Here is a 7,276-nt window from a genome sequence, read left to right on the forward strand (position 1 = left end):
GCCGATGGCGACCGACACGAAGATCCGCGACGGCGGGCCGGCCACGCGCCGGTCCGCCTCGCGGCGCACCTCCGGTGAAGGGGCCTTCAAGTTCCTGGCCACCGCGGCCGGGGTCGTCCTGCTGGCGATCATGGCGGCCATCGCCGTGTTCCTCATCGCCGAGGCGGTCCCCGCGCTGCGGGCGAACAAGGGCGGCTTCTTCACGGACCTCGTCTGGGAGCCCAACAGCAGCCAGGTGTTCGGCATCGGCGCGCTGGCGTTCGGCACGGTGCTCAGCTCGGGCATCGCGCTGGTCATCGCGACCCCGATCGCGGTCGGCGTGGCGCTGTTCATCTCCCACTACGCGCCGCGCCGCCTCGCCGGGCCGCTCGGCTACCTCATCGACCTGCTCGCCGCGGTCCCCAGCGTCATCTACGGCCTGTGGGGTCTGGCCTTCCTCGTGCCGCTGCTGCGGGAGCCCTCGCGGTGGCTCAACGAGCACCTCGGCTGGTTCCCGCTGTTCGCCGGCGAGGGCGCGATCGGCGGCAAGACCATGCTGGCCGGCGGCATCGTCCTGGCGATCATGATCCTGCCGATCATCGCGGCCATCTCCCGCGAGGTCTTCCTGCAGGTGCCGCGCATGAACGAGGAGGCGGCGCTCGCGCTCGGCGCCACCCGCTGGGAGATGATCAGGATGGCGGTGCTGCCGTTCGGCCGGCCCGGCGTCATCAGCGCCGCGATGCTGGGCCTCGGCCGCGCCATGGGCGAGACCATCGCGGTCGCGCTCATCTTCCCCGCCACCTTCGACATCAGCGTCCAGATCCTCACCCCGCACGGCAACAGCATCGCCGCCAACATCGCCAACGGCTTCGGCGAGGCCACGCCCGTCGGGCGCGGCGCGCTCATCGCCTCCGGACTGGTGCTGTTCGTCATCACCCTGCTGGTCAACATGGCGGCCCGCATGATCATCAACCGCCGCAAGGAGTACGCGAGGGCCGGCGCATGACCCTGCAACAGGAGGCCCCGCGCGGGGTCCAGCACATCTCGACCGGCCGCCGGGTGAAGGACCGCTTCGTCCAGGGGCTGGTCTATCTGGCGTTCGCGCTGGCCGTGGTACCGCTGGTGTCCGTGCTGTGGCTGGTGATCTCCAACGGCATGGCCCGCTTCGACCTGGAGTTCCTGACCCACTCCATGCGGGGCATCGGCGCGCGGGACGCGGGCGGCGGCGCCTACCACGCCATCATCGGCACGCTCGAACAGGTGCTGCTCGCCTCGGCCATCTCGGTCCCGATCGGCCTGCTCACCGCCATCTACCTGGTCGAGTACGGCAACGGCGGCCGGCTGAGCCGCGCCATCAGCTTCTTCGTGGACGTCATGACCGGCGTCCCCTCGGTGGTCGCGGGCCTGTTCATCCTCGCGTTCTGGATCCTGTTCCTCGGCATGCCGTACAGCGGGTGGGCGGGCGCCATGGCCCTGTCCATCCTCATGATGCCGACCGTGGTCAGGTCCACCGAGGAGATGCTCCGGCTGGTTCCCGCCGACCTGCGCGAGGCGTCGTACGCGCTGGGCGTCCCCAAGTGGCGCACGATCATGAAGATCGTGCTGCCGACCGCGTTCACCGGCATCGTCACCGGCGTCATGCTGGCCGTGGCCCGCGTCGCCGGCGAGACCGCGCCGATCCTGCTCACGGTGTTCTTCACCGACTCGATCAACAACGACCCGTTCAGCGGGCCGCAGATGGGCCTTCCCCTCTACGTCTTCGACCAGGCGGCGCGTCCCAACGACACCGCCATCGACCGGGCGTGGACCGGGGCCCTCACGCTCATCCTGATCGTCATGCTGCTCAACCTGGTGGCGCGCCTGATCGCCTGGTGGCGTGCGCCCGCCAAGGGCCGATAGGGGGTACCGCCACTCATGTCCAAGCAGATCCAGGTTTCGGGTCTGGACGCGTACTACGGCGCGCACAAGGCCATCGAGGACGTGTCGATGACCATCGAACCGCGCTCCATCACCGCGTTCATCGGCCCTTCGGGGTGCGGCAAGTCGACGTTCCTGCGCACGCTCAACCGGATGCACGAGGTGATCCCCGGCGCCCGCGTCGAGGGCAAGGTGCTGCTCGACGGCGACGACCTCTACGGCGCCTCCGTCGAGCCCGTCTCGGTACGCCGGATGATCGGCATGGTCTTCCAGCGCCCCAACCCGTTCCCCACGATGTCGATCTACGAGAACGTCGCCGCCGGCCTCCGCCTCAACGGCCGCCTGCCGAAGTCGCAGCTCGACGGCATCGTCGAGGAGTCGCTGAAGGGCGCCAACCTCTGGAACGAGGTCAAGGACCGCCTCGGCAAGCCCGGCGCGGGCCTGTCCGGCGGCCAGCAGCAGCGGCTCTGCATTGCCCGCGCGATCGCGGTCAAGCCGCAGGTGCTGCTCATGGACGAACCGTGCTCGGCGCTGGACCCGATCTCCACACTGGCCATCGAGGACCTCATGGCCAAGCTCAAGGACGAGTTCACGATCGTCATCGTCACCCACAACATGCAGCAGGCCGCCCGCGTCAGCGACCGCACCGCCTTCTTCAACCTGGCGGGCCAGGGCCAACCCGGCAAGGTCGTCGAGATGGACGAGACCTCGCGCATGTTCACCAACCCGAGCCAGAAGGCCACCGAGGACTACATCACGGGGCGCTTCGGCTGATGACCCGACAGCAGGCGCCCGTCACGGTGAACGGGGACGTGAGGACCAGGCCCGTGCTGCTCATCGCCGATCCGGACCGGACCGTGGTCGACGAGGTCGCGCTCGCCCTCGAACGCGAGGGCGTCGCGGTCACCGGCGCCCCCGACGGCGCCCAGGGTCTGCTGCAGGCGGGCGCCCTGCGGCCGGACGTGGTGCTCGTCTCGGCCACGATCCCGGTCATCGACGCGGTCGAGTTCGTCCGCGCGGTACGGCTCGCCAGGGCCGTGCCGGTGCTGCTCGGCGTCGGCGAGGGGCACGCCGAGCAGGCCGTCCGCGCGCTCGCCGCGGGCGCCGCCGCCTGTGTGGCGAGGCCGTACCGGGTGCCGGAGCTGCTGCCGTTCATCCACGCGGCCTCCCCGGAGTCGCGTGACGTGCTCCACGTCGGCGGCGTGGAGCTCGACGCCCAGGCCTACCAGGTACGCGTCGGCGGGCGCACCGTCCACCTGCCGCTGCGCGAGTTCGAGCTGCTGCGGTACCTGATGCGCAACGCCGACCGCACGGTCACCCGCGAGCAGATCATGCGGCACGTCTGGCACACCGCCGCCACGACTTCGACGAACACCATCGCGGTGCACGTCAAGCGGCTGCGGGCACGCCTCGGCGACGAGGACGACCAGCTCATCCAGACCGTACGCGGCGTCGGCTACCGGCTGGTCACGCCGAGCATCTCCGGAACTCCCTCATGATCTGCCGGGCCACGCCCTCGACGGTCGCGATGCCGTGGCCGACGTCCGGGCTGCCCTCGCTGAGCACGGCCACGGCGTAGTCGTGGCCATCGCCGCTGATCAGGCCGACGGTGACGACGGCCCAGCGCCCGGTCGAGACCCGCTTGAGCCAGCCGTTCTTCAGCGCGACCCGCTCGCCCCGGCAGGCCGCGGCGCTCAGGCCCCAGTCCTGGCCGTCCACGACCGCGCCCATGAGGTCGAGCACCCGTGAGCGCTCCCCGGCCTTCAGCGGGCTCCTGGGGGACACCAGAGCACTCATGAGACGGATCTGGTCATCCACCGACGTACGGGTGATTCCCCAGCAATACAGGTCCACGCAGGAGCCGGGAACGCCCGTGGTGTGCTTCAGCCCGAACCGCCGCGCCGCCTTCGTGAGCCCGCTCGCGCCGCCGATCCGCAGCCAGAGCCGGTCCGCGGCGTGGTTGTCGCTGGCGCGGATCATCTGCTCGGCGTCGCGCCGGACGCCTCCCGGCAGCTTCTTCCACGGCGTCTTCAGCAGCAGGGCCATGAGGATGAGCACCTTGGAGCTGCTCGCGGTGATCAGCCGCTCGCCGGGGTGATAGCGGTAGAGCCGCCCGCTCGTCAGGTCCTTCACCATGGCCGTGACCGGCCCGGAGCGGCGGCCCGCCAGGTAGCGGTCGAGCCGCCTGCCGATCCGTTTCGGGGAGATGGTCCGCAGTGGCTCGACGGCCGCGATGCGCTCGATCCGCCGCAGCGTCACGCCGCCCGTCGTCCTTGCCACCGGGGTCGCCATGGCGGCCGGGGCGGCCCGGTCCGCCGGCACGGTGATCAGGGACAGGAGCAGGGCGAGAGCGAGCAGCACACGTACTGTCACCTGGCCCCGGCCTGTGATCACCCGGGCATTATGGCGAGAACTCGGATGAATGTGCTAGACGGCTGAGGCCATGAGCCGGGCGATCGAGTCGTCGTCGCAGGTGGCCCAGAAACCGCCCACGACGTCCTCCAGGTGCTCCAAGGACTCCGCCGCGAACAACACATCCTGATATTTCGTGATGTCGTAGTGCGTGGTGCCCATGGCCGCCAAGTCCAGCGGCCGGATGTCCATCCCGCGGAACTCCTCGATCTCCCCGTACGACGACAGGATCCCCGCCCCGTACGCCCGCAGCTCGCCCTGCTCCCGCATCACCCCGAACTCCAGCGTGAACCAGAACACCTTCGAGACGAACTCCAGCGCCTCCTCGCCCTCGACCCGCCGCGCCGCCTGCCCGGCCAGCCGGTAGAGGGCCGCGTACCGGTCGGCGGCCAGCGCGTTGGCATGCCCGATGACCTCGTGCACGACGTCCGGCTCCGGCGTGTAGAACGGCACGGAATGGTGCCGGATGTACTGCGTGGAGTGGAAGAACCCGTCGGCGAGCACCCCGTAGAAGTCGCGCAGCGGCACCAGCCCGGCCGCCGGCAGATACCGGAACCCGGTCAGCGGCTCCAGCAGCTCCGACACCTTCTCCAGCTGCGGGATGCGATCGGCGGGCAGGCCCAGCCTGGCCACCCCGTCCAGGTACTCGGCGGTGGCGTACTTGGCGTGCTTGATCGCCAGCTCCCTGCTCACCATCGCCCACACCTCGTGCTCCTGCTCGGTGTACTCGGCCGCCGGGATGGGAGTCCCCGGCCGGTAACCGAGTGCCAGAGCCGCGATCGCGTTGCGCCGCGCCCGGTACACCGGGTCCGCGAACCCCGGATGCGACGCGGCCAGCTCCACCACCACCGACCCGTCCTCCTGGGCGGCGACCGGCGCGAAGTACTGTGCTTCCTCAAACATGTCCAGATAACAGCAAGTCTCGCTTTTCCTGGCAAGAGCGCTCACTCCTGCTGCGCGATACGCTCAATTCCGCCCGCCCGAAGCGCCATTTCCTGGTCGAATCGCACATTCCCTCCGGAGGCCCCTCATGGACGACCTCGACGCCCGTCTGCTCGTGACCATGCGCGCCCACCCGCGCGTCGGTCTCACCGAGCTCGCCCGGCTGCTGGGCGTGGCACGCGGCACCGTTCAGGCCCGCGTCGAGAAGCTGACCGTCCGGGGCGTCATCCAGGACTTCGGCCCCACGGTCTCACCGGCCGCCGCCGGCCACCCCATCCTGGCCTTCGTCTGGCTGCAGATCGCCCAGGGCCGGCTGGAGGAGGCGGTGGCCGCCCTGGCGGCCGTGCCGCAGATCCTGGAGGTGCACGGCACCAGCGGCCAGCACGACCTGCTCTGCCGCGTGGTGGCCAGAAGCACCGATCACCTGCAGGAGATCATCGCCCGCGTCCTGGCCTCACCCGCCGTGCAACGCACGGACACCACGATCGCCCTGAGCACCCAGATCCCGTTCCGCATCGAACCGCTCCTGCAGTCCTCCTGAAGCGCCCGCCCCCGGAAATGCAGAAGGGCCCCGACTGAACCAGTCGGGGCCCTCCATAAAGATTGTCCGGCGGTGACCTACTCTCCCACACCCTCCCGAGTGCAGTACCATCGGCGCAGAGAAGCTTAACTTCCGGGTTCGGAATGTAACCGGGTGTTTCCTTCCCGCCATAACCGCCGTAACCCTCCGAAACACACAAACACAAACGTGCCTGCTGCCTCAGAATTGCCTAGTGGACGCGAGCAAAAACTTCAAGAAAGTATGCTTTGTGGTCAAGTCCTCGGCCTATTAGTACCGGTCAGCTCCACACGTTACCGCGCTTCCACCTCCGGCCTATCAACCCGGTCGTCTACCGGGAGCCTTACCCACTCTCGTGGTGGGAGACCTCATCTCAAGGCGAGCTTCCCGCTTAGATGCTTTCAGCGGTTATCCCTTCCGAACGTAGCCAACCAGCCGTGCACCTGGCGATACAACTGGCACACCAGAGGTTCGTCCGTCCCGGTCCTCTCGTACTAGGGACAGCCCCTTTCAAGTCTCCTGCGCGCGCAGCGGATAGGGACCGAACTGTCTCGCGACGTTCTAAACCCAGCTCGCGTACCGCTTTAATGGGCGAACAGCCCAACCCTTGGGACCTACTCCAGCCCCAGGATGCGACGAGCCGACATCGAGGTGCCAAACCATCCCGTCGATATGGACTCTTGGGGAAGATCAGCCTGTTATCCCCGGGGTACCTTTTAGCCGTTGAGCGACACCGCTTCCACACGCCGATGCCGGATCACTAGTCCCAGCTTTCGCTCCTGCTCGACCCGTCAGTCTCACAGTCAAGCTCCCTTGTGCACTTACACTCAACACCTGATTGCCAACCAGGCTGAGGGAACCTTTGGGCGCCTCCGTTACCCTTTAGGAGGCAACCGCCCCAGTTAAACTACCCACCAGACACTGTCCCCGATCCGGATCACGGACCAGAGTTAGACGTTCAAAACGACCAGAGTGGTATTTCACCAATGACTCCACCCGAACTAGCGTCCGAGCTTCCCAGTCTCCCACCTATCCTACACAAGACGCTCCAAACGCCAATGTCAAGCTGTAGTGAAGGTCCCGGGGTCTTTCCGTCCTGCTGCGCGAAACGAGCATCTTTACTCGTAGTGCAATTTCGCCGGGTCTGTGGTTGAGACAGCGGGGAAGTCGTTACGCCATTCGTGCAGGTCGGAACTTACCCGACAAGGAATTTCGCTACCTTAGGATGGTTATAGTTACCACCGCCGTTTACCGGCGCTTAAGTTCTCACCTTCGCCAGCTTGCGCTGACTAAGCGGTCCCCTTAACGTTCCGGCACCGGGCAGGCGTCAGTCCGTATACATCGTCTTACGACTTCGCACGGACCTGTGTTTTTAGTAAACAGTCGCTTCCCCCTGGCCACTGCGACCCCCACCAGCTCCAGGCGCAAAGCCCATCACCAGCAGAGGTCCCCCTTCTCCCGAAGTTA

The 7,276-nt window shown here is 67.6% G+C and carries 7 protein-coding genes and 2 rRNA genes (1 of these 9 running past the window's edge); 5 read left to right on the forward strand and 4 right to left on the reverse strand.

Translation table 11 applies throughout. The features are described from left to right. Positions 1-4: 4 nt before the first annotated feature. The 4 genes from pstC to Nocox_RS36210 are packed head-to-tail and all read left to right on the forward strand — an operon-like array spanning position 5 to position 3,395. On the forward strand, positions 5-985 hold the full coding sequence (gene pstC / locus Nocox_RS36195) for a phosphate ABC transporter permease subunit PstC (RefSeq protein WP_020544191.1): 981 nt from the start codon (positions 5-7) through the stop codon (positions 983-985). Continuing rightward, entirely contained in the window at positions 982-1,878 is an 897-nt protein-coding gene (pstA, locus tag Nocox_RS36200) for a phosphate ABC transporter permease PstA (protein ID WP_020544192.1), read from the forward strand. Before pstC ends, pstA begins: the two co-directional genes overlap by 4 nt. Before the next feature lie 15 nt (positions 1,879-1,893). After that, complete coding sequence (gene pstB / locus Nocox_RS36205; protein WP_020544193.1) at positions 1,894-2,670, forward strand: phosphate ABC transporter ATP-binding protein PstB; 777 nt, start codon at positions 1,894-1,896, stop codon at positions 2,668-2,670. Beyond that, positions 2,670-3,395 carry a response regulator transcription factor gene (locus Nocox_RS36210; protein ID WP_020544194.1) on the forward strand — a complete coding sequence of 242 codons (726 nt, stop codon included), beginning with the start codon at positions 2,670-2,672 and terminating at the stop codon, positions 3,393-3,395. The genes pstB and Nocox_RS36210 overlap by 1 nt, the downstream gene beginning before the upstream one ends. On the opposite strand, the gene Nocox_RS36215 is transcribed toward Nocox_RS36210, so the two are convergent. Next, positions 3,364-4,257 (reverse strand): serine hydrolase, encoded by an 894-nt coding sequence (locus Nocox_RS36215; RefSeq protein ID WP_020544195.1) that lies wholly within the window; start codon positions 4,255-4,257, stop codon positions 3,364-3,366. The genes Nocox_RS36210 and Nocox_RS36215 overlap by 32 nt on opposite strands. A 66-nt stretch (positions 4,258-4,323) precedes the next feature. After that, positions 4,324-5,211 carry a phenylalanine 4-monooxygenase gene (locus Nocox_RS36220; protein ID WP_020544196.1) on the reverse strand — a complete coding sequence of 296 codons (888 nt, stop codon included), beginning with the start codon at positions 5,209-5,211 and terminating at the stop codon, positions 4,324-4,326. A gap of 127 nt (positions 5,212-5,338) precedes the next feature. On the opposite strand from Nocox_RS36220, the gene Nocox_RS36225 reads away from it, so the two are divergent. Next, positions 5,339-5,791 (forward strand): Lrp/AsnC family transcriptional regulator, encoded by a 453-nt coding sequence (locus tag Nocox_RS36225; RefSeq protein ID WP_020544197.1) that lies wholly within the window; start codon positions 5,339-5,341, stop codon positions 5,789-5,791. A 64-nt stretch (positions 5,792-5,855) separates the two neighbouring features. On the opposite strand, the gene rrf is transcribed toward Nocox_RS36225, so the two are convergent. Together rrf and Nocox_RS36235 are read right to left on the reverse strand one after the other, a co-directional pair. After that, a 5S ribosomal RNA gene (rrf, locus tag Nocox_RS36230) occupies positions 5,856-5,972 on the reverse strand. An 87-nt stretch (positions 5,973-6,059) separates the two neighbouring features. Beyond that, positions 6,060-7,276 (reverse strand): 23S ribosomal RNA (locus Nocox_RS36235) (it continues 1,889 nt past the right edge of the window).

This window comes from Nonomuraea coxensis DSM 45129, from assembly GCF_019397265.1.
GTDB lineage: Bacteria > Actinomycetota > Actinomycetes > Streptosporangiales > Streptosporangiaceae > Nonomuraea > Nonomuraea coxensis.

What these genes read in the sequence shown, in the direction of transcription:
- pstB (WP_020544193.1), top strand. Translation starts at nt 1,894, where the DNA reads ATGTCCAAGCAGATCCAGGTTTCGGGTCTGGACGCGTACTACGGCGCG.
- Nocox_RS36220 (WP_020544196.1), bottom strand. Translation starts at nt 5,211, where the DNA reads ATGTTTGAGGAAGCACAGTACTTCGCGCCGGTCGCCGCCCAGGAGGAC.
- Nocox_RS36210 (WP_020544194.1), top strand. Translation starts at nt 2,670, where the DNA reads ATGACCCGACAGCAGGCGCCCGTCACGGTGAACGGGGACGTGAGGACC.
- pstA (WP_020544192.1), top strand. Translation starts at nt 982, where the DNA reads ATGACCCTGCAACAGGAGGCCCCGCGCGGGGTCCAGCACATCTCGACC.
- pstC (WP_020544191.1), top strand. Translation starts at nt 5, where the DNA reads ATGGCGACCGACACGAAGATCCGCGACGGCGGGCCGGCCACGCGCCGG.
- Nocox_RS36225 (WP_020544197.1), top strand. Translation starts at nt 5,339, where the DNA reads ATGGACGACCTCGACGCCCGTCTGCTCGTGACCATGCGCGCCCACCCG.